Below are 24,207 nucleotides of genomic sequence, written 5' to 3' on the forward strand. Positions count from 1 at the left end.
TCGGTGCTCAAGGCGGACGAGCGCGACGCTGTACGGGTCGCGACCCAACGCGACGATCAGGTCGGCCGCCGTCGATCTCGGGATCATCCCCGAGACGCTGCAGAGCCGGGTGAGGACTGTCGGAGCCAGCCGTTCCTGGGGACGCCGGACACAAGCCGGCCCGACCGTCTGCCCGCTGGAGGCGGCGGACGCGGCTCTGCGGAAGAAGTCCGCGAGCAGGAGGAGAAACGCTAGAACCCGCGGACGGCGGCGAAATATCTCGTCGGGGAACCGCTGCCAGTGCGTCGCCGACCTCAGAGCCGCTGCGGCGTGATACGGCCGTGCCGCATCCTGGGAGTCAGCCGGTCGAGCTTCCGCTACCAGCACTGGACGGCCTCGGACCGGGCCGCCACACAGCCCCGACACGGGCGGAGCACCAGGACGCGGACGGCACTCATGGAGCTATGACGATCACCGCGGCTCGACGGGCTCAGCCTGTGGCGCCGGCGTCGCACCACCATTCCCGACCCGCCGGGAGAGCGGGGGCATGCGGCGTGCCGCTCACCCGTCGTACGTGAGATAGGCGTCCCAGGTTAGGCGGTCGCCCTCTCCTGAACCAGGCCTCGCGGCGAAGGCCGGGCTCCCCGCCAGGGTGAGGTTGCGTGCCACCACGGAAAGTTCTGACAGCACCATGGTGTGGTGGATGTCGCGTAGCGCTGCCGCGAGGACATCCTCACCGTCGCGGGGAGCCGTCCATTGGTTGCTCGTGGTGACCGCGCTCGCCGGCGGGGTGACCTGGATTGCTGTGGCTCCCATGCACAGAGCTTGGCGGGGCATGATCGCCACGTCTTCCCTGTGCACAGGGCTGTGCGCCGGCATCAGGGGGACATCCGGGACCTGACCGGCCTCGGCGTGGGCCGGACCGGTATAGGCGAGCCACAGGACGACCGCTCCGTTCCCGTCGGGCCCCCGGTCTTCATCGCGCGGCCAGTGCTGGTCTCGCCGGTGCGGGGGGTACACCTGGACCGAGCGATAGGTGTACCACTCATCAAGTTCGTGGATGGCCAGCGTGGCGAGGGCGTAGTGAGCCATGGCCAGGGCGAGGGACAAGATCTCATCGTCGCTGGCTCCTCTGGCGCAGGCGGCGATGAGCTGGTCGTCTTCCCAGTAGGTAAAGCCGCGGAACAGCTGTGGCGGGCCCTGAGGGTCGTACACATCCGGCATCAGGAAGCTGACCCGGGGGGTGAAGGCAGAGGCGTGGCTGCTGGCCTCGGTCCAGGTCAGGGTGACGCCGCGGTGCTCGTAGCGGATCGCGCTGAGGAGCCGTGCAAGGTGCTGGCCGTGGACAACTACCGCGTCTTTGCGGCAGGACCTGCACATCGACTCCTCGCAGGTGAGCCCGGACTGGCCGCACAGGCAGCGTTCCATTTCCCGGATCATGGGCGGGAGGTAGGGGACGAGGATCGGCAGGGTCGGGCCCGCGAGTGGTATGGCACCGCGTGTGGCTGTTCTGAGCTGGGGCATCGGCTTCTTCCTGCGTCTGATTCAGCTCCAGCGCGCGGGCCGTACGGCGGCCCGTCGACAGCTTGCGCCGCGCGAAGGCATGAACGTTAGGTCCGGCTTGAGTGCACTGTGGTGGGCGGCAGGGCCAGCTCTGCAACCGGGCTGTCGGTGAAGGTTGTCTGGTCAGTGTGCTGCGCCAGAAATCCTAAGGGTTGGTTCTGCTCTGCCTTCTGGACGGTGGTTCCGACCTTGGTGAGGTAGTCGGTACCTGTCGTATCGAAGAGTCCCCAGTCATCTATGGGAACCGCCGCTAAAAGGAGGGGCCCAGTGACGATCCGCTCAGCCGGGTCAAGGGATCCGTCGGCGGTGGCGAGGAGCCGCGGTGCAGGGGCTAGCGGGCGCGCTGCGGCGGCTACTTTCCCTCCGTGACGACGTAGTCGCCCTCGATCTGCTGGGCGACCCTGATGGCGTTGGCGATCCACCAGCGGTGCTGGCTGACCTGCATGGTCTGGTCGGTGGGGATGTTGTGCTGGTCGGCGATGGTCCACAGGGTCTGGTCGCCCGCACAGTCGATGTCGTTGTGGACGTGATCGGGGTCGGCGTTCTCGCAGTTCCAGCCGACAAGGACGGCCCAGAGGAAGGCGTCCAACTTGCCGGCGGCCCAGTCACGGGAGTCAACGGTGATACGGCTGCGAAGGTTTTCGAGGGCGGTCTTCGCTCCGAGGAGGGCCGGCACCGTGAGGCTGTAACCCACGGAGCAGGCGCGGGCCAGGCTGCGGAGCTCGGGCACGTCGGCTTCGGCGTCCCAGAGGCGGTCGTACAGCTCTGCGAGGGACTCCTCGGTGTGCTCGCCCAGGGGGAGTCGGTGTTCGGGGTCGGTGACAGGCGGGGCGGCCGGCAGCGCACCGTTTTCGGTGAGAAGGTGCTGCTCCCATAGGGCCGCGACGAGACGGTGCCAGCGTTGCGGAACCGGCGACCAGCCACACGGGCAGGCCACGGACCAGCGGCCGGAGGGCAGTTCGAGGCGACGTGGCCAGTGGTCGGTGACAAGATCCTTGTGGTCGGGGCAGATGTGGCCGCCGGCAGGAAAGATGCTGCCCGAGCCGAGCGTGCACCAGCCTTCCCCTGACCACTCAGCGCGAATGCGCGAGCCAGCCATCGTCGCCATGGCGTCGAATTGGCGCAGACACCCAGGCACCAGACAGGTGCGCAACACGGGGGCGTTCGTGAGGGAGTCGATGTGGACGTACAGGGCTTCGAGCTGGTCTTCGGTCAGCTCGGCGAGCGGGATGTGCTCTTCACGGATCACGTCAGATCTCCTCCGTGGTGAGGTAAAGGTGGCCGGTGCTGGCCGGACAGAATCGGTCGAGGCGGATGCGGGTCAGCCGTGCAGCCGGCCGATCGACCGTGATCAGGGCGAACGGATTCTCAAGAGACCGGACGCACGGTGGCGTACGTGGTATCCATCTCGGGTCCTGCCGGATCTGCCCGGAGGTCGAAGCGGGGTTGGCGTCAATCATCTGGTTCCTCCGGAGCGCGTGGCCTGGGCGTTAGGGTTTCGGGCACGGTGGCAGCAGGCATCGGAGCAGTAGCGCGCGGGGCGTCCGGGGCCGGCGCGGCCGTGGGAAAGGAACATCGACGCGGCGGGGCATTGCTGCTATGGGCCTCGATCAGCCACCTCTGGATCATGGTGCTGATACCTGCTCATAGGATGGGGGCTCGATGAGGTGCGCGATGAACGTATCGACGCTCGGTTTGTCGTCGACGACGTGAACCTCGGCGCCGTGGCGACGCAGCTTGGCGTGCGTCCGCTGTTGCAGCTTCCGCAACTGACCGCCAGGCCGTTTGACTTCGACGAATACGGTGCCGCGGGGGGCGACGACGATCCGGTCGGGCACTCCCCCGCGGGCCGGTGAGACGAACTTCAGACAGAGAAAACCGTGTGCGCGGCATTGGGCCAGGAGGTAGCCCTCAATGTCCCGTTCGCGCGAGGACGTCATCGGCTCTCACTCCTCTCGTCCGAAGAGGCCGTGGGCGCGCCGTACTTCAGCTCGCCTTGCTCGACGAGTCGCCAGCCCGTGGAGTTTCTGTGCATTCGGGAGACACTGAGGGTGGAGTGTTTCGTGCCGTAGTAGTCACGGACTTGGGCCTCCCCGTCCGCAATGGACTCGATGACGACGTGGCAGTTGCTCTGCCGGGTGTCGAGGTAGATCTGGCTTTGGCGGACCGGGATGCCTTCGCAGGTCGTGTTCTTCTCCTGCCCGGCCTGGGCGGCGTCGTCCTGGACGGAGGTGTTAGTCGGCACGGCGTCGGACACGATCTCGTACTTCTTCAGGAATGAGCCGTATTCGGTGATCGTTCGGCGTTGTGCTTGATGATGGACGGAACGCCGGAATTGGGAGGGCGAATCTACGTAAAGGATCCTGGTCAGAACTCCGTCACTTCTGCGCCGCCAGCGCTGATGGGGCTGTACTGATCCGGTCGCGGCACTCACAATTCGTCGCCACCTTCAGCGGTGAGGACGGGGCCTGTGGTCTGGAACATGGTGTCTCTCGATTCTGTTGCCATGGCGAGCCAGACTCGCCGGCATCTCGCATGCGGCTCGGACACCGAGCGGCGTCGTGTCGGCACGACCCGGCACCCTGCGCTCCGATGGCGGTGCGGGGAGCCGATCAGACGGCGTTCTTCCAGTTCTTGGTGAACGTCTCGTTGAGCATCTGGGTATAGGTGTCGAGGTCGATCGCCCCGATGAGCTGCTCGACCCGGGAGACCGGCAGCGTACGGAGGTCGTCGTTGACGACGACCACCGACCAGCACGGGTCGATGCCGTTGATCCGGCGGATCACGACGTCCTGGTCATCGGGCAGCAGCATGAGGCCGTCGGACGTGCTAGCCTCGCTGCGGTTCTTCGCCCACCCGTGGTGGCGCAGGATCCCCAGCGCGATCGGATCACGCCGCACCCCGGCGCTGCCGGACTCGCGGCGATTGTTCTGGCTGGCCGGGCTCACCTTCCACGCACCGGCGTTGTGCAGGCTCACGGCACCATCGGTGCCGTCGTGGACGATGAAGACCCGATTGACCATCTGCAGGGCCCGCGGGTTCACCAGATGCGCATCGACGTCCTCGTTGTCGTCGCGATCGGGCCCGCCGCCGACCGGGTCGGCGGCGAACGGATAGGTGATTGATCCACGCGAAGCGGCGAGGACGTTCTGGAACAGCAGCAGCGTCCGCACGGGATCGACCGGATCGATCGCCTCCTCGATCATTTTCCGGCCCAGCGCGGGGTCGAACGGCTCGGCGAGAGCCTCCTCTCCCCTGCTGGCGACGGTCTGCAGGTAGCGGGCCAGGGCGAAGTCGATCACGGCCGGGTGAGCCAGCGACTTCGTCGGGGTGGGACCGGCGTGGCAGGCCAACGTCCCGCCGGAGGCGGTGATGATGGGGCTGTCGGCGACGTTCCGGTCCTCACTGGGCGGCTCCAGCTCGAGTCGGTTGTTCGAGTCCTTGCTGATAAGGAACATCAGCTCCGGTTCGATGTCGATGCCGATGGCGGCCTGCTGCTCGGCGAGCACCCGATTGTTGGTGGCCTCGTCGAAGCCGTTCTCGCCGCCGACGACGGAGTAGAGGCCGTCGGTGTTGGTCGAGATGATCCGTGCGCCGGACAATGTCTGGGCCTGCCCGATCCGCCAGCTGAACAGCTGGCCGATGATCCGCATCGAGACGGTGCGGTTGTTCATCCTGATCGGGGTCCGGTGCGCGGCGTCAGCGGCCCCCGAGGCCGAATTGAGGATCAACTTCGTGCCGTTGCGCAAGGTCGCAAGCCGGGCCCTCTCCTCGGCGGGGATCCCCGGCTTCTTCATCTCGAAGCCCAGGCGCTCCTTCTCGAAGAAGATCGTCGTGTAACGGTCCTCGCCCAGCTCGGGATTGTAGAACGCCCGCATGTTGCGCAGCAGGTTCGGGTAGTAGCTCGTGAAGTCCTCGTGGATGACGAGACCCGCCGAGGTCCGTGCGAACTTCGGGTGCAGTTTGGTGGACCTGTCGCTCTTCTCAGTGAACAGCTCGGGCGCCCTCCTCGCCGGCTCATCGCGGTATTCAGCCTTGACCGCCGAGGTGACGGCCAGGACGACCTTGCCGTCGAGCACTGTCCCGTCGGCCAGGCGTACGTGCATCGCCTCGGTGCCCGGGCGCTGAGTGGCCAGCAGCCGGGCCGGATCCTGTACTTGGGCCTGCGCACGCACGAGCTGCTCAGCCTGGTCCGGGCGCTCCTTCTTCGGCTTGCGGTACTTCACCTTCTCCGGGTCCGAGCCCAGCAGCACGAGCCTCTTGTCGACGATCGTGCCGTCGGGCAGCGCGAGCAGGTTGTGCTGGCGCTTGGCCTCGACGACGAAATCCTTCGCGTCCGGGTAGAAGAGCTTGGCGAGGCCGATCATGGCTGCCTGTTCTCGGTGCTCGAAGCTGTCGGCGTCGAAAACTGTCATGTCCGCTTCCGCGCCGTGTATACCTCCGGTGCTGAACGTCGCGAAGCACGACGACGGCGAGGCGTCACGGTGGAAGTAGGCCACGTTGTTCGGCGTCTTCGGCAGCTCGCGCAGGGATGTGGCCGGGAGGTCGAACAGGTCGCGGTACTCCTCGGAGTCGTTGAAGTTCTGACCCTCGATCGAGCGGTAGTAGTTAACGACCTGCATGAACTGGCGATGCGCCTTCGTCTGTGCCGGCGTCGCGGCCGGGTCCTTGGCAGGGTCAGGCGCCACGTTCTCCTCGAAGAAGCGCACGCACTCGTCGAGCACGTTGACCTGGGAGACGCCTCGCTCGTCGGCAACCTCCTTGGCCGGGTAGAGGAAGGACACCGTCTCGATGTCGTTCAGTGAGGTGTACGGCGCGAGGATGCGGCCGACGAACTTCGCGGAAGACGAGTCGATGGTGAGGCGGTCCCGGCGCACCGAGCCGTTCTTGGTGTAGACGGTCTCGGAGTACTGCGCCAGGAGGCCGGCCTTGAGGTCGAAGTTGCTGGCGTAGGCCGGGTGCTGGAAGAGCTGGGCCAGTCCCAGGCAGTCGGAGACGTTGTAGGCCAGCAGCTCGTAGAGATCCTCGACCGAGGTGATCGAGGTGTCGTGGCTGAGCTTTTCGGACTCCTTGATCTGCCGGCCGAGCATCCCGAGCAGGCGCTTGAGGCTCACCTTGGTCTGCAGTTCGTTAAGCCGGGCGACGTCCAGGTGCCGGCCAGAGTGCATCATGGCGCGGCGGATCTTGGCGGCCGGGCCGTCCCAGCCGAGGTAGCCGGGCATGTAGGCGATGTGTTCGTTGAACAGTTCGTCGTTGTGCTCGCGCATCTCGCGCGCGGTGGTCGGCTGGACAAGACGACCGGAGTGCGGAGCGGGGAAGGACTCCATCAAGTACAGCGCGAGCATGGTCATGTCGTAGTTGAGTGAGTTGTACCCGGCCAGGAACGGATGCTTCAGCGGGTCGTACTCGGGATCCGTGTCGCAGATCGGGCGAAGGTTCGCCGGATAGGACGAGACGTCGCTCCGGTCGTTGACCTGGTCGGCGTTCGAGAGGCCCATCAGCTCGGCGAGACGGAGGTTGCCCCGCTCGCCGCGCAGGTTCCACAGCTGGACGCTCACCGCGGGCAGGCCCGGGTTGGAGCGCACCACGGCCTCATAGAGCGCCTGCGGGTCCACGGCGTCGGAGACCGCCTGGACGTCGGTGAGGAAGAAGATCTCCAGGTCGTCGACAGCTCTGTCGGGCTGCGGAGTGTAGGCGCACAGGGTGAAGACGTCCGACAGGGACTCGATGTCGTAGAAGGTGAAGCGTGCCTTCGAGACCGTGACGGGTGTTCGCTGTCTCGTCATGGTGGAGATCTCCTTTCGTCGGTCCGACCATCACGGCCGGTGTCTGGGGAGGAGTCGCGCGGCCTCAGAGGAAGTCGTGAGAAGCGCGTCGGAACGGTGCACCCATGCGCCAGGGCCTTCTCTACGAGGTCTGTCGTGATCCGCGAGCGGGACGGTGAGATTGGTGATCCGCTGATCGCGCGCGACATCGGCCATCGCCGTAATTCAGTGGCCCCGACCGGAAGTGAGTTCGGGTACAGCCTGGGGGAGTTCGCCGAGTGCACCACCGATCCTGCCCATGGGGTGCATCAGTCCTGTTCCTCAGCGGTGTCGTCGGACGGGGCGGATGGGCCCGTCTGCCGGAGCAGTCCGCGGTAGTTGACCTTCAGCATCGTCTGGGACTTCTTCTTCGGGTCGCTGCCGGTGTAGCTCGGGTGCATCCACTTCTTCAGCTCGTACTCGGCGATGAGTACCTCGGGGGTGTGCATCATCTGGCCGGGCCGGATCTTTCGGTTCTTGTCCGGGCAGTGCCACAGCGCGTCCGGCCGGACGATGGCCACGAGGTCGGTGATGAACTGCTTGTTGCTCACCGGTGAGCCCGACGGTGAGACGTCGGCGAACCACGCCTTGTACAGGTCGTAGAGGAACGTGAACGGTGCCAGGTCCCAGACCAGCCGATCGCGGAACTCTTTCCAGAAGTCGCGCACGGGGTCGTTGGCTTCCTTGTATTCGGCCAGGACCGCCTTGGTCCCCACTGGTTCGGAGAGCTCGTAGTAGTTCCCCGGGGAGGACGCGCCGGCCCTGTTGATCACGTACCAGAAGATGTACTCCAGAACCTCAGGGCGCTGAAGGTAGTCGTCCCTGATGTACGTCTTCTCGGCCCCGGTGAAGCTCTTGGTGAAGGGGACGAAGAGCTGCCGACGGTAGAACGAATCGGACTTGTCCTTCACACGCGGGAACTCGTTGAGGCATTGGATCATGAACCCGAAGAACTGAAAGGCGATCGGTACCCGGTGCTTGCGGTTGATCATGATGACGTCGTTGGTCACGATCGCCTTGAGGTTGGCCGCCTTGTCGACGAAGGTGCCGACGTCGTTCTCGTCGACGATGATCGCGTTGGCGCGCACCAGCGGTTCGAGCGCGAAGTCCTTGCCGAAGTCCGAGAGCGGGATCGAGGCATGCGCGCCGCCTCCGAGGAGGTTGCGCATGAGCGCGCAGAGCGTGCCCTTACCATTGTTGCCCTCCACCGAGTAGAACCAGGCGGTCTTGCGCCAGCGCACATGGGGTCGGATGATCGCGCCGATTACCTCCCAGATCAGGTCAGCGAGGCCTTCGTCACCGGGCTGGTCGAAGAGTTCCTCGATCCAGGCGACGACTTCCCAATCCCCCTCTTCGGGGTGCGTGATGACCTGCTGTGGAGCGTCCCTCACGTAGTCGACGTCGTTCTTTGTCAGCAGAACGATGCAGGGGTCGAAGGGGTGTACCTGCTTGGGCTCGAAGTGGAAGTTCTTGCCGAAGATCGTGACGTCCACCGGCTCGGTGCCGTAGAAGACGATGCCGTTGCGCGCAGCGATGAAGTCGCGGTTCGTGCTCTGGTGCCGACGCGGGCTGTCTTCGCGCAGGACGGCCAGGACCTCGTCGAACTCCTTGAGGCGCAGCTGGGTGTTGTACATGCGCGCCGTGGTGCGGATGTCGTCCTCACTGGTGGTGTACGTCCCACGTGCGCCCCCCGTGGGCTGGTACATCGCCAGCAGGTCGTACTCACGGTCGGTGTTCTTGGCGTTGGGTGCGATGCGGATGACATGGTGCAGACGGACGAGGATCTGCGCGATCTGCCAGTACGTCAGGTATCCAGGCAGGCGGTATTTCTCGGCGGCCACGGCCGCTTTGGAGTTCTCGGCCTTGATGACGCTGCCCATGATTGCCAGCAGCTCCTTCTCCAGCACGCGAGGCGTTGGAGGATCGGTCGGGTCGATCTGGTCGAGGTAGGCGGCGGTGGCGTAGGTGACGATCTCGTTCTGTGGAGCCATGTCGTCGCGGTTCGAGAAGTACCTCATGACGCTGGCCAGGACGTCGGCGACAGGGTTGGTGCGCGGTCCGGCGTTGGAACCGGCAGCAAGTACGGAAGTAGCGGCGTCAGGAGGCGTCATGTTGCTGCTTTCTCGATCATGATCGAGTTCCTGCCGGCGATGCGTGGGAAGCCGATTGGACTCGCAATCGAATGGAACGTGATCTTGACACTACGTCATCCATCCATCCTTTCACAACGATTGAGGCTTTAGTCGATAGGACAGTCAACTGTCTCTCCGGATAGTGCTCAATGGGTGAAGGAAGAGCCACCGCCGGCCACGTCGTGGGGCATGCGCCCGGCGCAGTCGCTGGCTTCTTGCACTCGACCGGGAACCCGCGGGCGGCGTAAGACGCCCGGCCTGCGGTCGGGTTCGGGGGAGTTCTTCTGACCGGCCGAGCTGGCTGCCGCCAGAGCATCAACTGCGCGCTCCCCAGGGGATCCGGGGACTCGCATACCGCAGCAGGTAACGGAGCCGGCGTACCACTTCACGTGGTACGCCGGCTTCCCCAGGTCAGAGCAGTAACTCGGGGAGCTTAAGAGCAGGGTGTACCACATGGCATTTTCTACGTGGTACAGGTGTTTGCCCAGGTCAGGTAGTGTTTATGCACCCCTAGTACCACCTGTACCAGGAAATTGAGACCAGATACACGCACAGGGGGATCGAGAGCAGACTGGTGCGCTGGGACTGGAGTCGTCCGGATCACTTCTTGGCTCGGCCCTTATGTAAACGGCAAAAAAACGTGGTACGCGTGGTACACAGGCGAGGAAACGTGGACTGACCAGGCAAAACGTCGTACCACGGTGGTGCTCTCACGTGGTGCACCCAATCTCAAATGAGCCTCGCGGTACAGGTGTTTGCCGAGGTCGGACGCGACCCTCGGGGCTGTACCACGCCTCGTGGTACAGCTGGCAGCTCGATGGCCCTTCCTGCGACCAGATCGAGGCGCACGTTCGCACCAAACCGCCGTGCGGTCCTTGGGCTGCGTGGCCGATCCTCGGTGGGGCCGGAAGCCGCATGGAACTTCCTCGACGTCCCGAGGTCCGCTGAAGGCTCCTGACGGACCCTCCGGTCGCGAGTCAGAAATGTGTCCGGGGCGTTGGTTCACGAGGCTCCACTCGACGCAGAATGGCGTTCGACTGGCATTCACTGCTCATTGCGAGTAAGCCAAGACAGCTGCTATCGTCGACGCCAGGTGATCGATGTTGCACTGGAACGCCAGAACAGAGAGGCCGGCGAGCATCCCCGTGGGAAGGGAGCTCGCCGGCCTCTTTGCATGTGCTGATACGTGCGGGACGTGGATGGCGCGCATCACCTAGGCGTGACCGTGCTCCAGCCTTGCCGGCATCCCGCACTGGGGGACTCAAAACCGCGGCTACGGCATCGCTCGTCGGACTCGACGACGTAGAGGATCTCGTAGGAGATGGTGGTGTTGAGGTTGAGCAGGTTTTTGCTCTGGCACCTCTGCATCGTGATCTTGTAGAAGCCACGAACGGCCTCGGCCCGATCGAAGAACCGGCGGAGCCTCGCGCACACGCGCTCATGGGCCAGATCGGGCGTGATGCCCATGTCGGAGACGACGAAGACGTGGGTGTGACCGCGTTCGAAGGTGGGATTCTCACCGGTGTCAAGGTCCAGACGGATCTTGGCACGGCTGATGTCGAGCATGTCGGGACGGACGAGCTGTCCTCGCGAGTCGTACGCGCAGGTGCTGACGATAGCCATGATGCGATCCTCTCCTCTCCCGATGAGTATGGCTGAATAGCTACTTTCGTCACACCCCCGGTGGCCGGATCACCCCGGTCACCCCAAGCATCCCCTCGTCCGGAGGGCTACATCGCCTTCCAGGCGGGTCCTGAGTACCCCGCTCACGGCATCGCAGACTCACCGACCGCGCTGTGGACTGCGCCTGGCCGAGTCCTATCGGCGACCCGCCGGTAGAGCCTCCGGACACAACCGGCGAAGGCCAGAGACAGGAGCACTGCGGAGGCGGGGTTCGCTAGAGCATGTAGTGCCTCTGCCGGAACAAGGGCGACAGCGAGGTTGAAGCTCAAATGCAGCAGCACGCAGGGCCACAGCGTACGTGTGCGCTCGTAGAGCAGGGCCAAAAGCACCGCCAGTGGGAGGGTCGAGGCGAACTGCACGGCGTTGCCATGCAGCAGGCCGAACACCACGGCGGTGACCAGCGTGGAGGCGAGGATGTTCACCCGCCTGCGCAGCAACGGGTAGATCAGCCCTCGGAACAGGGCCTCCTCGCCTGCGGGGGCGGCGACCAGGGTGAGCAGCAGTGTCGCGAGGGCTCCAGCCGCGCGCCTGGTCTGGGCCGAGGCGTCGAAACCGTCAGACCCGGTCGCGACGTGGATCCACAATGCCAGCGACTGACCGGCGAGGAAGGCCAGGGCCGCGCAGCCGAGGACGGTCCACCCGAAGCGTGGGATCTCCGACCTCGGCCGCGGGGCCGGCGCATGCGCGAGCCACCGTGGCCGCCGGATCCTCACCGAGCCGACCAGGACAACAACGAGCATGCCCAGGACAGAGGTCGCGACGACCGGCTCTCCGATGAGGAGGACTGCGAGGGTGCCGAGACCGAGGTAGACCGCGACGACAGCCAAGGGCACAACGGCGCACCATCCGACGCCGAGCAGACGCGCAGGGATCGCTGGCATCGTCACGGTCTCCTCTTCTACGGGTTCAAGCAGCCGTGGTGATCTGCTCGTTGATGACGGCCTGGACGCGAGTGTCGCCTCGGAAGGTGTTCAGCTGCAGCGTCGCCGTGAAACGCAGCGTGCCGAGTTCTGTGCGGCTGGCGCGCTGTACGAAGCTTCGGATCACGTCGAACTTTTCCTCGGCTGCGTTCCACCACAGGCAGGACAGGCCGGACCGGGTGACCAGGCGCAGGTGCTGTGCTTCGGATCCGATCCGGTCCACGCGTAGGCCCAGGGGCTCGATCGCGATCTCGACGACCGGCGCGGTGAAGCCGTGCCCGAAGGGCTTGAGTCCTTCGGTCCGGCGCACCAGCTCGAACAACGGCTGCAGGTCATCGAGGCCGATGTCGCAGTCGGCATCCGGGCCGAGCACGAGATCGCCGTTCGGACCATCGGTACTGACGGCGAGCCGCGCGTCCTGAGTGGCCTCCTGCAGCACGGCGACAAGATCATTCAGCTTGTCGGCTTTCGCTACGCGTACGCCGCAGGCCTGCTGGTGTCCGATGGCACTGAGTCCCTCGTGCGGCTCCAGGCTGGTGATGATGTCGAACCATCCCGGCGCGCGGCCGGAGCCGCTGACGAAGTCGTCGGGGCCGGCGGGCCGGTTGAGAACCACGACCGGGGAGCCGTTGAGCTTCATCATCCGGTTGGCCAGCAATCCGTACATGCCCGGATGGGCGTCCGAGAAGTACACCCACGGGGCCAAGGGCTGGTCCCCGGTGGAGAGTTCTTCCATGTGCTTGGTCACCAGCTGCTTGCGCAGCTCGTTGCTCTCGATTATCCGGCGGGCGGCCTTGAACTTGACGTCGACGTCGGCAGCCGTGAACACCGCGAAACACGGCTCGAGCGAGTCACCCGTGCGCCGGGGGCTGTTCATCGCCGGGGCGAGGTAGAAGCCGAAGAAGCCCTCGTCGAGATCGTCGACGTCGCGGATCTTGCCGGCCTGAGCGAAAACCTTGAGCATGACCGCGAAGCCCTCGAAGGCCCGGAGGTAGACCGGGTGGTGCGGGTCGGCGCGCAGCAGCTGCATCAGGATCGACTGTTCGACGTCGATGGCATCGGGGTCGGCGTCGAACCCACCCCAGGGATTGGGGATTGTCTTCGGAGCGGCGACACGCAGCAGGCGGGCAATCGAGATCGCATCGCGCACCAGCTGGCGGTTCTCGTACAGCATGGGCATGACGTCGGAGACGGTGCCGAGGCCGGCGAACAGACGCAGCAGATGGATCTCCCAGAGCTTCTGGGGTCGATGCACGCGGGCGTAGGCCTCGATCACCTGGTAGAGCACATGGGCACCGCAGATCCCGGTGTGGGCGTAGGTCTCGTCGATCCGGCAGGGGTCGACGGTGACATCCGCGGTCGAGCCCGGCGCGAGCTCCTCGTGGTGATCGGTCACCAGCGTCGTCCAGCCCAGGGCGCGCGCGGCGGCGATGCCGCTGTGGGAGTTCACTCCCCCGTCGCAGGTGAGCAAGACCCGGGTGCGGGGCCACTTCGCCTGAATCTCGGCGATGTCCTCGGGTGTGAGCTCGTGGCCGCGGCGATAGTCGGGCAGGTGCAGCTCGACATCGAAGCCGAGCTCGGACAGGCCTGCGTAGCCGAGGACGCCGGAGGAGATTCCGTCCATGTCGAAGTCGGGGGCGATGGTGATCTTCTTGCCCGTGGTCCCGGCGTCATGAAGAGCCTCGACCATCTCGGCCAGGTCCAGGAGCTCGTCGTGCTCGGTGGACTCGATCTTCTTCAGGTACTGATCTGACCACCCCCTGCGCTGGCGCAGCAGCTCGAAGAGGTCGGTGTCCTCGTCGGTGAGCGAATGGTCGTCGACGGTTTCGAGCACGGACATGGCGGACCTTTCGATCTGAGTTGATGGTCGGCGGGGAACGGAGTGCACGCCACCGCTGACGATGCTGTGATTTTAGCAGTAATAAGAGCCATTCATGCTCGTTTAGCAGTATCTTAGAGGCTCATCCGGGCCCAGACCGCCTCCTTATCCCGAATAGCCGCGACAGACTTTTCAAGGACCTTACGAGTCAGCTACTCTCACCGCTATGGCCATTCGAAGCATTGTCGAGTCAGATATCAGTGGTAAGCCAGATGCGGCTACGGCGACATTCGGCTTCGGTGACACTTGGTACGAAATCGATCTCACCCCTGAGGAGCGGAAGAAGCTCGAGGAGGCGCTGAAGCCGTACCTGAAGGCCGGCCGGAAGGCCGGGAAAGCGGCGCCGGTGACGAAGGTCGTGCCCGAGACGACGCCTGAGGAGCGCGACGAGATCCGTGCGTGGGGCAAGAAGAACGGCTACGAGTTCGCGGAGCGGGGACGCATCCCCAAGAAGATCATGAAGGCCTTCGACGAGGCACATGGCATCGATCGGAGCAAGTAGCGCTGCGCTGCTGTTCACCTCCTGGCCAACTCCTCCTATCCCTCCTTGAAGGGCCCAGCAGCACCACTGCAGGGCCCTTCGTGTGTCTCAGGCCGGAGGCAGCGACGGATGGAACACGTCGGCTGTCTCGATCCCTGCGGCTCGCGCGCGAGACCTGCAATGGATGGTTCCGTGCGAAAAGTGCCCCGGCCTATGCGGCATGAGCTGCTCGTGGCGCCGCTTCGGGCACCCGGGCTTCCGGCAGAGGTCGAGAAAGGCCGTGCACAGCACCTGCGCACCGGCGTCGCGGTACACCTGAGCTGTGTCGACCATCTCCTGGTTGCGCTGGAAGCCGGCCCCCCTGTTCTGAGCCGTCCAGGCGGCGGGGAAGGTGCGGATCTGGAGGCCGGCGGCTCGCCACAGGCGCTCGGCCATGGCGTCGGCACCCTCGTGGCAATGCCCCGAGATGAGTAGTGGCCGGGTGACGTTCTTCGCTCCCCAGTCGAGCCAGGCATCGTTGAACGTCTTACGCATGCTCTTCTCGTCGCTCCAACTGCGGGAACCCGTGACGAGGATGACGTGCGAGAACGATGCCGGAATCAATTCAGCAATCATTTCGAGTCTCCTCTCCCTGCGACTCGGCGGTCTCCGCTGCTGGAGTCGAGAGCCAGCTGCCCGGCCCCTGACCGCTTGCCGGACGTTCGCGTCCCGGCGAGTGCCGCCGTTTCACACCTGCCTTCCGGCGTCGGCCTCGATGGTGACCGTGCCCTTCGCGGCGTGGAGTTCGACCCGAATCTGATTGTCCCCGGACGCCGGCATGAGGTGGACGGTGAATACTCCGTTGTCTGCGCGGGACACGTGCACGGTGACGGCGGTGCGGTCCTCGTCGTCGGTGAAGTCGACGTTGCCGATGCTCTCGGCATCGCCGGAGCGCATCGCCTCGGCTACCGCATCACTGTTCGGCTGCCACAACTTCGGCTCGCACCGGGCTCCGGTGTCGTAGGGCGAGAGTTCAGGCTCAGACTGCGTCATGGTGATGCCTCCTGGTGGACTCGGGTGCGGGTGACACTCATCGAGTGCGGACCCCAGTGGGATCCATGCGATCTCGTGTTCCGTCCAGCTCCCGTGCCAGCTCTGCTGGCTGACGATCCAGAAGGCTTCGCTGCGTGGTCTGCTCCCGGATGGATCACATGGCGAGGCGTCGCGCAGGGCGTCATTTCTCGCCCGAGCCAGGGACGTGGCACCTGATCCACCCCCGCTGCTGTCCGCATCCGCGCACCTGCAGTTGGGCAGGGGCGGGCTTCTCCCTTAAGCCGCGCGCTGGGCATCGCCGACGGGAGTGTTAGCGAGGAATGGGCCAGCGGTGAAGCGAGCGGTAGAACCCGTCGGCTATGCCGGCTAACACGTCCCCGGAGCGCAGAGGAGAGGCCGCGCGAAGCGCGGGTCCGCAGGACACGCGTTATCAGGTTCTCTTATGCCCTTTCACTCCCTCGTCGTCGTCATCGCTGCTCCACGGCTGGAGCGTTGGCGGAAGCCTGGAACATCAGGGGAAACGGTCCGTACCCTCTTGACCCGTACCCCTCCTCCTTTCTCGCGCAGCAGGGTACGGGTCCGGCTGTTTCGCCTGTTCATCGCACTTTCTGGGTGTACTGCTCTTTCGACGTCCGTGATTCGGCCGTACCCCATGCCCACCCGTCGTTGTGAGGCACGAGCGAGGCGGGGGTACGGGTCTGGTGCCGACGGGGCGCAGCACCGGTTCATCGCCCTGCTGCCGCAGGCAGCACAGCCCTCGCCGCGCAGCAGATCTGATTCTGAACCCGGGACGTGCCCCGACCTGAGCGGGACGGCCTGGCCGTACGCCAGGTGGCCTGAGTGCTCGCCCTGTTCCTGCGCGCCGCGGAACGCTCGCCAGATCGGGCGGGAGCGCGGTCGCGATGTGCGCCACTTTTTCAAGATCCATTGCCGGTGCGGGTCCACGCCGAGCCTGAAGAGTGAAGGTGTCGCTCAACTTGCCACTGGAGGACTTGATGATCCCGCCGAAGACGCTTCTGCCTACGCTCACGCAGGAGGAGGAGGAGGAGGAGACGTACGGGTAGCTCGTGGAGCTGATCACGGCCGTTTCGGAGCTCGACGATCAGGCTGCAGAAGGGCTTGCGAACAGTCTGCTGTTCCGGTTGGGGCTCTACGGCCCGACCCCTGAACGCGTGGATGATCGGTGTCCGGCGCTGTTCTTCGACGCCGACCCGGAAGATGGCGGCTGGGTGCAGTGCGACAAGACGCCGGGGCACATCCGGCGTGGCGACCCACTGCACGAGGGCCCGTGGAGCGGCCTCTGCTGGAGCGACGACCACCATCAGGCCGTGGCAGCTGACAACGAGGAGAGCTGACGTGGCGGCGGCCGGAACAGGCGGCTCCGGCCGCCGCACCAGCATCGCGCCCGACGGTTCACCGGCGGCTGTGCCGACCTCGCTCGGCCATCGTTTCGCGGCTGTGGAAACGGTCCGCCGACGGGCTTCAACAAGGGTCCCGGTCGGGCCTCTCGGCCTCTGAGTTGTTAGTGAAAAGGCGTCTCTCTTGCGCCTCGGAGGTGACTCATCGGTACACGCCGGGGACGCGACTGGGACACGCATAGGACATCGACTCGTGCCGCTGGGCCTCCTGGAGTCCCGTGCGCGTCCCTGCCACGTCTCGCGCGCGCTCCAACAGCGTCTCCTGGCATCGCACACAGTGCCCTGGGAGGACACATCTGCGCAGGGGCACTGGGTGGCGCCTTCGAGAAGGCAAGGCCGGGACACTGAAGGGACTTTACGCGTACTCCCATACGGCTCCCCCAGGACGGGGCAATGGCCCCAGGTGTCTCACAGGCGTCCCCTAGGAGCCGTCCTTGCGTCGCGCATGGAGCCCACAGAGGCATGGCGTTGGCGGCTTGAGCGCGACCGTTCCAAGTGAGGCACTTCGGTGTCCCGGAGGCGTCCTCGCGAGTACCCAATAGGGGCACCAATGACGCTTCACTCATGTATCGAATGAGACTTGCATGGGACTCGATAGGGACACTAGAGTGAGCTCGCATCGATTCGCATCCGAGTGGAGGCGTGAACGGCGGTGAGTCCCTATGGCAGATCAAGAGTCATCCAGCGAGCCACGGCTTGGAGCGCAGAAGCAAGTGACAGGGCGAGGTGAGTGTGATGGCCAGTCAGCCGGGTGAAGCTCGCAAGGTCCGCTGGACCGTGCCCGCTGCCGATACCTCGGTGATCGAGTGGCTCGATCAGCAGGAGAGCATCTCGCAATCGCTGCGACTGCTCATTCGGGAGTCCATTCAACGCGACGGGTACATCGACGTCTTCTACAAGCCCGTCGATCAGCTGCCCCGTCGCGGCCGGCCACCGCTGGAGACCACCGAGCAGCGCGAGGACGACGAAGCAGCAGGGGAGCTTCATCCGGCCGCCCGCCCGATTCAGCCTCAACCGCAGCCCGTGGTCACCGACCGCGCCGACTCCGTCGTCAGGAAGACAGCACCAGAGGCTCAGCCCGAGCCTGTTTCCTCGCCGGATGAGACGGCCGAGAAGCCTGCGGCCAACGTCCCCAATCCAGCGCCGGGGCCACCGGCGCAGGCATCCATCGACGAAATCATGGCGGCCACTCGGCGCTGAGTGACGCGGTGAATCTCACACTCCAGACAGACAACGCAGACACCGAGGGACCGAATTCATGAGCGCGAACACTACCGATGTCGTCACTCTCACCGGCGGCATCGATGTCGGCAACGGATACGTCAAGGGCGTTATTCAGAACACGAAGCTGGGCACCTTCGACGAGATCGACCTACCCAGCGCGGTCGTCTCGACCTCTCGCACCTCGCCGAAGGTGCCGCTCCCCGACGCGGATGCAGTATCCGTGCTGGCCAGCGACTTCTACAACCAGATCGACTGCTCGCTCACCACTCCCCTGGTGGCGGCGTCCGACCGCCGGATCTTCGGCCGCGCAGCACTATCTGTGCGTGGCTCGAAGTTCACCGAGTTCGAGGTGCTGGGCAAGCACTCCAAGGCCGATCAGGAGCTGAGCAAGGTCCTGGTGCTGGGTGTCTTCGCCGCGAAGGCCCTGCGCGATTACGTCCGCGAGAACGGCGCTCTGCCCGATCACGAGCTGCGCGTGCAGGTGCGCGCCGGCCTGGCGCTGCCGATCTCCGAGTTCGTCGCGCGCCGCCACGCCTACGCCGCCGAGTTCATCGGCCTGCTGGGCAGCGCCGACCCCGCGGTGCACCTGGTGACGATCAAGAACTTCAGCACCCCGGTCTCGGTGCGCCTGCAGTTTGTCGACGTCCAGGTGATGGCGGAGGGTGCCTCCGCGCAGTTCGCCATCACCGACAAGGGCGAGGAGCTGGCCCAGGCGCTCCTCGATGACCTGCGCACTCGCGACGCCTCCCTCGTGGAGGGTGTCTCCGCCTCCGATCTGGTGGCGGTCCAGCACACCATCGGTGTCGACGTCGGCGAAGGCACCGTGAACTTCCCGGTCTTCACCGACGGTCGGTTCAACCCCGAGGCGGCCGCCACGCTCGAAGAGGGCTACGGCACCGCGCTGATGAACGCCATGGAGCGCATGAACGAGTCCGACCCCACGCTGCAGTTCTCCTCCCGCAAGCAGCTGGCGGACTTTCTCCACGCGGAACCGTCCGTGCTGGTGAGGAACCGTCGCCAGCGGGCCGCCGGCTTCGTCGAGGACGAGGCCAGCTACCTGGTCGACGAGATCGTCTCCTCCTTCGGCGACGTCCTCTCGCAGGCCGGCGCAACGACGGAAGTCGTCTACGTCTACGGCGGCGGCTCGGGTCCGATCAAGCACCTGCTGCACCCGGCGCTGCTCAAGGCCGCGGGCGACGTGCCCGTCCTCTACCTCGACTCGAGCTATTCGCGGCACCTGAACCGCGAGGGCCTGTACATCGCGGCCCGCCACGTCGAGCAGCAGGGCCTCGCTGCGAAGACCGGGGGCAAGCGCACCAAGGAAGCGGTGTGATGAGCGGTGCACCGGAGACACCTCGAAGGACGCGCGGCCGGGATGCCCGTACGGGGGGTGGGGTGGTTTTGTCCTCGCCAAGCGAATCGAACTGCAGCAGCCAGGGGCCGATGCCTGGTGCCAGCGCTGGAACCACCGGCTGCCGACGTGGCGACGTACCCGGGACGGCGGATTCGATCCGGAGGCGCACCGTGTCGTCCGGATCCCGGAGGCTCCGGCGAAGCGCTTCACTGTCGCACATCACTACAGCGCGAGCTGGCCGGTCGTACGGCTCGCGTACGGTCTCCAGCGCGTCGACCAGCCTCCTGCGCCCGGTGAGCCCGAAGGCGGTCGGCTGGTCGGGGTGCTCGCCCTCGGGGTTCCGATGAACACCGCCGTCCTCAATGTGTTCCTGGACCTGGTCCCTCTCCAGGAATCGCTTGAGCTCTCGCGTATGTGTCTTCTTGACTCAGTGGCTTCGAACGGTGAATCGTGGGCCTGCGCGAGAGCATTTCAGGACGCTGCCGCCAGGGGAATCCGAGGGATCGTTGCGCACGCCGATCCCGTCCCGCGAGTGAAGATCTCGGCCGACGGCCCGTCGTACGTGATGCCGGGGCACATCGGCCATGTCTACGGCCACGGCCAGGGTTTCGCCTATCTCGGCCGCACCCGCGCCCGGCGCCTGGTTGTACTTCCTGACGCCACCGTGCTGAGCGACCGCGCAGCAGCCGAGGTCCGCCGAGACGAGACTGGCCACGCGGCAGTCGAACGGCGGCTCACCGCACTCGGAGCCACCGCCCGCCGAGCTGAGGAAGACGGCGCGCGATCGCTCGCTCGGGCACTCAAAGATGTCGGGGCATCGACGGCGTACCACGACGGCTGCCACAAGTACGCGCGGACCATCGGCCCGCGGCGCACGCGGGTTCTGCTGGCTGGGCCCCCTCTTCCAGCTCCGCGTCATGGGCCCCGTTGCCCCTCACCGTCTACCTCCGAAATACGAGGAAGTCACCAGATGAGTCACGGTCTCAGCCCTACCGGCGCGAAGATCCTCGACGCCAACGACGACGGCCTCGTGGCCGGACACCCCGCAGCACTCGCCAAGCTGATGTCCGACGGCTTGCTCGTCCCGTACACCGCTGACCGCGGTACCCACCGGATGACCAAGGACGGATGGGCGGCCCTCGACGCCTGGCGGAAAGAGAACATGGGCCGCAGTGCGCTGGCAGACGCTCCAAGCATCCTGCCGAAGCTCCCTGGCCGGCAGCACGAGGCGGTCCTGACCGCCGCGCGGCGCCCCGACCAGAGGGTCCCCGGCCAGGATGACCCGGCCCACCGCGCCGGGGAGGCGTGGTTCCGGGGCTCCACCCTGCGGAAGATCGCCGCGAGCGGCTACGCCACCATCCGGCCCGAGCCGCACGACAAGCGCGAGGTCACGTGGGAGGAGGCAGGCCGCCCTCTCTATCTCACGGAAGCCGGGCGACTCTACGCCCGGCAGCGCGGGAACATCGCTGTCCACCGACGGCGCGTCGTAGTCACCGTCTGCGAGGAGAAGAAGCTGCCCGCTCCAGGCCTCGACGAGTACGGCAATCCGCTTCCTGACCACCAGGCTGGAGACCTCTACATCGGCGACTACCACCAGTCCCTGCGCGCTGCCGCGGACGCCCTGACCGACTCCGCACTGATCTTCATCGCCTCTGTGCTTCACGGCCTCGTTCCGCTCGACCGGCCCCTGCGCCCCTACGAGGTCACACTCAAGGACGAGGAGGCCGTCGGGCCGGAGACAATCCTCTGGCAAGCGGCGGGCCTCGGCCTGGACGACGCAGATGTCATCTTCCTCGGCGGCCAGGACTATGCCGCACTGCTGCTGCCGGCCGTCCCGCACCTGCACGCGCCGTTGGCCGGCGGCATGGGCGAGCAGCACGGCCAGTGCGCGCGAGCACGCGACAACGCCGGTATACGCGAGGGCTGGTGGAAGAAGGCTGCCACCCTGCACGACGAGCACGCCGGTCGATGAACGTCTCCCAGGCCCAGAGCATGAGGGGCTACCGCGAGATCGTGAAGTTGCTGGCGGCGAATACCGGCGCGAAGCGAATGAGCGTTGTCTTCGACGACTTCGTCGAGATGGCGGCACTGGCTCCGCGCAATGCCGTGGACGTCCCCGGGAGCGAGTCCTGGGAAGCGCGCGAAAGGCACTACCTCCAGATCGCTGGCGGCTACACCAGAACAGAGCTGAACCGCTTCGCGCACGCCCTGGCGCTGGTGACCACAGAGATGCAGCGTGCGCCCTGCGACGTACTTGGCCGCCTCTACGAGGAGCTGGAGCTCGGCAACGAAAGGTTGGGGCAGTTCTACACGCCCTATGGCATCGCCCAGTTGGTGGCTCAGATGCAGATCGACATGGTGGTCGAGCAAGTCGAACGTAGGGGTTTCGCCGAAGTATATGAGCCCGCCTGCGGCGCCGGCGCGATCATGATCGCCCTGTCGCAGACGATGCTGGAGAGCGGCCTGAATCCGCAGACGCAGCTGCACGTGACGGCGGAGGACATAGCTCCTCAGGCGATGCACATGATCTACGTCCACCTCACGCTGCTGCACATACCCGCGGTCGTACGCCATTGCGATGTCCTGACGCTGGAGACCTTCGAGACATGGCCCACCCTTGCTCACCTCCTGGGCAATTGGAGTCAGAAGCGCAGGGTGGCCCGGGCAATCGAGGGATCACATCGACTGATCATCGCGTCGCCTCAGGAGACCACCGGAAAACCCGCTGACCTTGTGGAGGTAAAGCGATGACGATCACGCAAGGACAAGCCGATTCTTCTGACGCCGAGAGCGACGATGCTTCGGTGTGGCCCGGGAACGAGCCGGCAGCCGAGTTGTGCCCGGCGTGCCTGCGCAGGGAGGTCCGTTCTGGACGCTGCGGCGGATGTGCGGCAGCCATCGGTGCCGAAGCGGCGGCGGCCGCGCTGGAAGGTATGCCCAAGAACGCGGGCACCCTGGTACACGAAGCCGAACAGGTGGGCTGGGACGTCCGTACAGAACGCCGCTGGACCGGCCGCCTGTGGGTACGCGCCGCAGTGCTCTCCGGGCTCGTGATGGTGCGCGCGGGGGTGGAGGAGACCGAGCACGTGTGCGCATGGAACGAAGCGACGGGCAAGCTCGTGGCATCCGCTTCGACCGGCGGGTTCAAGGCCGTGCGCGAGGCCGTCAGGGACGTACGCGTCGTCTCGCGTGAGCAAGAGGCCACGGGCCGGACGGTGTGGGGGCGCGACGCCGCGGAGTGGGTCCGCCAGATGGACGAGGCCGCGGCGAAGGTGAGTGCTGCCCTGAGTGACGCTCGGGACGCGTTCAACGCCCTCGACGGCTCCACGCCGACGGGCGCGCGGGCGGTGAAGCTGGGCTCCGCCGCCTACGCGGAGGCCAAGACGGCGGAGCGGTCGGCCACCGACGCCGTGGAGGCGGCGCGGGCGTGGCTGGCCGAGACGAACGGCGAGGACGCGCGGGGGTGTGCGTCGTGGCGTCGGGCGATCGTGCTGGCCGGGCAGCACGCCAAGGAGGCCGGGGAGGCGATCGCGGACGCCGGGGCACGGGCGGAGCGGGAGGCGCTTGCCGCTCTCATCATCGAGGAGGCGCAGGAGCGGCTGAACGTCCAGGAGGTCCGTTGGCGCGGGCGGCTGGCCGAGTCGGGCGGCGAGGCGTCGGCGGCGGGGTACGGCGGACTCATCGGGATGTTCGAGGGCTCCTCGCGCGCCTGGTGTGCGTGGTTCGACGGCCACACCGACTACGACGGTGTCGCGCACGCCGGGCACGGCGATCCCTCGCTGTCGTTCGTGGCGCAGTACGACGCCTGGGCACACTCCAAGCGCTCCAGCCAGTCGGTGTATTACCCGGCGCGGTACACCTCCGCGGCACTGATCGCCGGTGACCGGGCCGATGCCGCCGCCGTGGCGTTCACGCTGGCCGTGGTCGACCGGATCGAGGGAAGCGGCGCTGAGAGGCTGCGGCAGGCGGCGGCCACTGTACGGAAGAACCCTGAAGGGTTCGGGACGAGCAACGAGCGCAAGCACCTGGCCAGCTGGGCGAGGTACCCGCACAGCAGCTTCGGGGAGCCGACCCGCGTGGCCGAACACGCGCACGCGGAGTGGGCCGCGCTGCAGAACGCGGTGGCTGCGTACAAGGGCGTCCAAGACTTCGAGCACGCTCTGCACTGGGACATGCACTACGCCGTCGAGCGCGACAACGCCCGGACGGATGCGGCTCGTTCCGGGCAGGCCGGGCTCGATGAGGCATGTGCGGACCGGGAGAAGTCCGGCCAGACAGCAGAGGCATGGGCGACGGCAGTGGAACGGCTGGCGGCGGCCCGCGTCCGTGTGCACGATGCGGTGGTCCTGGCCTCGGGTGACGTAGAACGGGCGCAGGAGTGCGGAGGCCGGGTCCGGGAAGGGGACGCACTGGCTGGGGACGTGTGGTCGGCCGTCCGCTCGTGCGTGGAGGCGTACGACGCTGTCGCTCGGGCGAAGCGGGACGCCGCCCACTACACCGAGTCAGCGCAGACGTACCGCGATGCGGGTGTGCTGGCTGACTATGTGGCCGAGTGCGCGCGTCTGGAGGATGCCGCCGTCCGCGCCGAGGCCGGCCGTGAGGAAACGTTGAACCTGTACGGCTGCGCGTTCGCGGACGCTGCGACAGCAGTGGAGAACCGGCATGAAGGCGGGCTCCGGTAGTGGCCACGTCAGGTTTGACGGGGCCAATCTCACAGCCCGCAAAGCTGTCACCATGC

The 24,207-nt window shown here is 66.1% G+C and carries 18 protein-coding genes and 1 pseudogene; 8 read left to right on the top strand and 11 right to left on the bottom strand.

Annotated elements, in window-relative coordinates:
* Nucleotides 1–540: 540 nt before the first annotated feature.
* From ACFWRT_RS13975 to ACFWRT_RS14015, 9 genes are all read right to left on the bottom strand, one after another.
* Nucleotides 541–1,407 (bottom strand): hypothetical protein, encoded by an 867-nt coding sequence (locus ACFWRT_RS13975; RefSeq protein WP_380949124.1) that lies wholly within the window; start codon nt 1,405–1,407, stop codon nt 541–543.
* A 487-nt stretch (nt 1,408–1,894) separates the two neighbouring features.
* Nucleotides 1,895–2,791, bottom strand: coding sequence for a hypothetical protein (locus ACFWRT_RS13980; RefSeq protein WP_380949123.1), 897 nt, complete (start codon nt 2,789–2,791; stop codon nt 1,895–1,897).
* A 376-nt stretch (nt 2,792–3,167) separates the two neighbouring features.
* The gene (locus tag ACFWRT_RS13985) at nt 3,168–3,482 is read right to left on the bottom strand and encodes a VRR-NUC domain-containing protein (protein ID WP_380949122.1); all 315 of its coding nucleotides are present in this window, start codon (nt 3,480–3,482) and stop codon (nt 3,168–3,170) included.
* Nucleotides 3,479–3,976 (bottom strand): hypothetical protein, encoded by a 498-nt coding sequence (locus ACFWRT_RS13990; RefSeq protein WP_380949121.1) that lies wholly within the window; start codon nt 3,974–3,976, stop codon nt 3,479–3,481. Before ACFWRT_RS13990 ends, ACFWRT_RS13985 begins: the two co-directional genes overlap by 4 nt.
* A gap of 178 nt (nt 3,977–4,154) precedes the next feature.
* Entirely contained in the window at nt 4,155–7,328 is a 3,174-nt protein-coding gene (locus ACFWRT_RS13995) for a hypothetical protein (RefSeq protein WP_380949120.1), read from the bottom strand.
* A gap of 287 nt (nt 7,329–7,615) precedes the next feature.
* Nucleotides 7,616–9,457: a DNA primase family protein gene (locus ACFWRT_RS14000; RefSeq protein ID WP_380949119.1), complete on the bottom strand. Its 1,842-nt coding sequence runs from the start codon at nt 9,455–9,457 to the stop codon at nt 7,616–7,618.
* A gap of 1,230 nt (nt 9,458–10,687) precedes the next feature.
* Nucleotides 10,688–11,101: a hypothetical protein gene (locus ACFWRT_RS14005; protein ID WP_380949118.1), complete on the bottom strand. Its 414-nt coding sequence runs from the start codon at nt 11,099–11,101 to the stop codon at nt 10,688–10,690.
* A gap of 143 nt (nt 11,102–11,244) precedes the next feature.
* A complete protein-coding gene (locus ACFWRT_RS14010) occupies nt 11,245–12,042 on the bottom strand; it encodes a CPBP family intramembrane glutamic endopeptidase (protein ID WP_380949117.1) in 798 nt (265 codons plus the stop codon).
* A 25-nt stretch (nt 12,043–12,067) separates the two neighbouring features.
* Nucleotides 12,068–13,921, bottom strand: a complete 1,854-nt coding sequence (locus ACFWRT_RS14015) for a DHH family phosphoesterase (RefSeq protein ID WP_380949116.1) — start codon at nt 13,919–13,921, stop codon at nt 12,068–12,070.
* Between the two features lie 205 nt (nt 13,922–14,126).
* On the opposite strand from ACFWRT_RS14015, the gene ACFWRT_RS14020 reads away from it, so the two are divergent.
* Entirely contained in the window at nt 14,127–14,462 is a 336-nt protein-coding gene (locus ACFWRT_RS14020) for a histone-like nucleoid-structuring protein Lsr2 (protein WP_380949115.1), read from the top strand.
* Between the two features lie 87 nt (nt 14,463–14,549).
* On the opposite strand, the gene ACFWRT_RS14025 is transcribed toward ACFWRT_RS14020, so the two are convergent.
* Together ACFWRT_RS14025 and ACFWRT_RS14030 are read right to left on the bottom strand one after the other, a co-directional pair.
* Complete coding sequence (locus ACFWRT_RS14025; RefSeq protein WP_380949114.1) at nt 14,550–15,056, bottom strand: SLOG family protein; 507 nt, start codon at nt 15,054–15,056, stop codon at nt 14,550–14,552.
* 111 nt (nt 15,057–15,167) lie between these two features.
* The gene (locus ACFWRT_RS14030) at nt 15,168–15,473 is read right to left on the bottom strand and encodes a hypothetical protein (protein ID WP_380949113.1); all 306 of its coding nucleotides are present in this window, start codon (nt 15,471–15,473) and stop codon (nt 15,168–15,170) included.
* Nucleotides 15,474–16,540: 1,067 nt separating this feature from the next.
* Between ACFWRT_RS14030 and ACFWRT_RS14035 the strand changes: the two genes are divergently transcribed.
* The 7 genes and pseudogenes from ACFWRT_RS14035 (at nt 16,541) to ACFWRT_RS14060 (ending at nt 24,151) form a co-directional block, all read left to right on the top strand.
* On the top strand, nt 16,541–16,828 hold the full coding sequence (locus tag ACFWRT_RS14035; RefSeq protein WP_380949112.1) for a hypothetical protein: 288 nt from the start codon (nt 16,541–16,543) through the stop codon (nt 16,826–16,828).
* Nucleotides 16,829–17,626: 798 nt separating this feature from the next.
* A complete protein-coding gene (locus ACFWRT_RS14040; RefSeq protein ID WP_380949111.1) occupies nt 17,627–18,091 on the top strand; it encodes a hypothetical protein in 465 nt (154 codons plus the stop codon).
* Nucleotides 18,092–18,149: 58 nt separating this feature from the next.
* Nucleotides 18,150–19,448 carry a hypothetical protein gene (locus tag ACFWRT_RS14045; protein WP_380949110.1) on the top strand — a complete coding sequence of 433 codons (1,299 nt, stop codon included), beginning with the start codon at nt 18,150–18,152 and terminating at the stop codon, nt 19,446–19,448.
* A gap of 202 nt (nt 19,449–19,650) precedes the next feature.
* Nucleotides 19,651–20,088: pseudogene (locus ACFWRT_RS37630) on the top strand (Mom family adenine methylcarbamoylation protein); the annotation flags it as partial.
* Nucleotides 20,089–20,439: 351 nt separating this feature from the next.
* Nucleotides 20,440–21,441, top strand: a complete 1,002-nt coding sequence (locus ACFWRT_RS14050) for a DUF6884 domain-containing protein (RefSeq protein ID WP_380949109.1) — start codon at nt 20,440–20,442, stop codon at nt 21,439–21,441.
* On the top strand, nt 21,438–22,220 hold the full coding sequence (locus ACFWRT_RS14055; RefSeq protein ID WP_380949108.1) for an N-6 DNA methylase: 783 nt from the start codon (nt 21,438–21,440) through the stop codon (nt 22,218–22,220). The genes ACFWRT_RS14050 and ACFWRT_RS14055 overlap by 4 nt, the downstream gene beginning before the upstream one ends.
* Nucleotides 22,221–22,402: 182 nt before the next feature.
* Nucleotides 22,403–24,151 (top strand): hypothetical protein, encoded by a 1,749-nt coding sequence (locus ACFWRT_RS14060; protein ID WP_380949107.1) that lies wholly within the window; start codon nt 22,403–22,405, stop codon nt 24,149–24,151.
* Nucleotides 24,152–24,207 lie beyond the last annotated feature (56 nt).

The sequence above is a fragment of the Streptomyces cyaneofuscatus genome (genome assembly GCF_042718795.1).
GTDB classification, from domain to species: domain Bacteria; phylum Actinomycetota; class Actinomycetes; order Streptomycetales; family Streptomycetaceae; genus Streptomyces; species Streptomyces cyaneofuscatus_A.

Bases quoted from the DNA above. Each gene is read 5' to 3' on its own strand.
- ACFWRT_RS13975 (WP_380949124.1), bottom strand. From the start codon at position 1,407: ATGGAACGCTGCCTGTGCGGCCAGTCCGGGCTCACCTGCGAGGAGTCG.
- ACFWRT_RS13985 (WP_380949122.1), bottom strand. From the start codon at position 3,482: ATGACGTCCTCGCGCGAACGGGACATTGAGGGCTACCTCCTGGCCCAA.
- ACFWRT_RS13995 (WP_380949120.1), bottom strand. From the start codon at position 7,328: ATGACGAGACAGCGAACACCCGTCACGGTCTCGAAGGCACGCTTCACC.
- ACFWRT_RS14000 (WP_380949119.1), bottom strand. From the start codon at position 9,457: ATGACGCCTCCTGACGCCGCTACTTCCGTACTTGCTGCCGGTTCCAAC.
- ACFWRT_RS14005 (WP_380949118.1), bottom strand. From the start codon at position 11,101: ATGGCTATCGTCAGCACCTGCGCGTACGACTCGCGAGGACAGCTCGTC.
- ACFWRT_RS14010 (WP_380949117.1), bottom strand. From the start codon at position 12,042: ATGCCAGCGATCCCTGCGCGTCTGCTCGGCGTCGGATGGTGCGCCGTT.
- ACFWRT_RS14015 (WP_380949116.1), bottom strand. From the start codon at position 13,921: ATGTCCGTGCTCGAAACCGTCGACGACCATTCGCTCACCGACGAGGAC.
- ACFWRT_RS14020 (WP_380949115.1), top strand. From the start codon at position 14,127: ATGGCCATTCGAAGCATTGTCGAGTCAGATATCAGTGGTAAGCCAGAT.
- ACFWRT_RS14025 (WP_380949114.1), bottom strand. From the start codon at position 15,056: ATGATTGCTGAATTGATTCCGGCATCGTTCTCGCACGTCATCCTCGTC.
- ACFWRT_RS14030 (WP_380949113.1), bottom strand. From the start codon at position 15,473: ATGACGCAGTCTGAGCCTGAACTCTCGCCCTACGACACCGGAGCCCGG.
- ACFWRT_RS14040 (WP_380949111.1), top strand. From the start codon at position 17,627: ATGGCCAGTCAGCCGGGTGAAGCTCGCAAGGTCCGCTGGACCGTGCCC.
- ACFWRT_RS14045 (WP_380949110.1), top strand. From the start codon at position 18,150: ATGAGCGCGAACACTACCGATGTCGTCACTCTCACCGGCGGCATCGAT.
- ACFWRT_RS14050 (WP_380949109.1), top strand. From the start codon at position 20,440: ATGAGTCACGGTCTCAGCCCTACCGGCGCGAAGATCCTCGACGCCAAC.
- ACFWRT_RS14055 (WP_380949108.1), top strand. From the start codon at position 21,438: ATGAACGTCTCCCAGGCCCAGAGCATGAGGGGCTACCGCGAGATCGTG.
- ACFWRT_RS14060 (WP_380949107.1), top strand. From the start codon at position 22,403: ATGCCCAAGAACGCGGGCACCCTGGTACACGAAGCCGAACAGGTGGGC.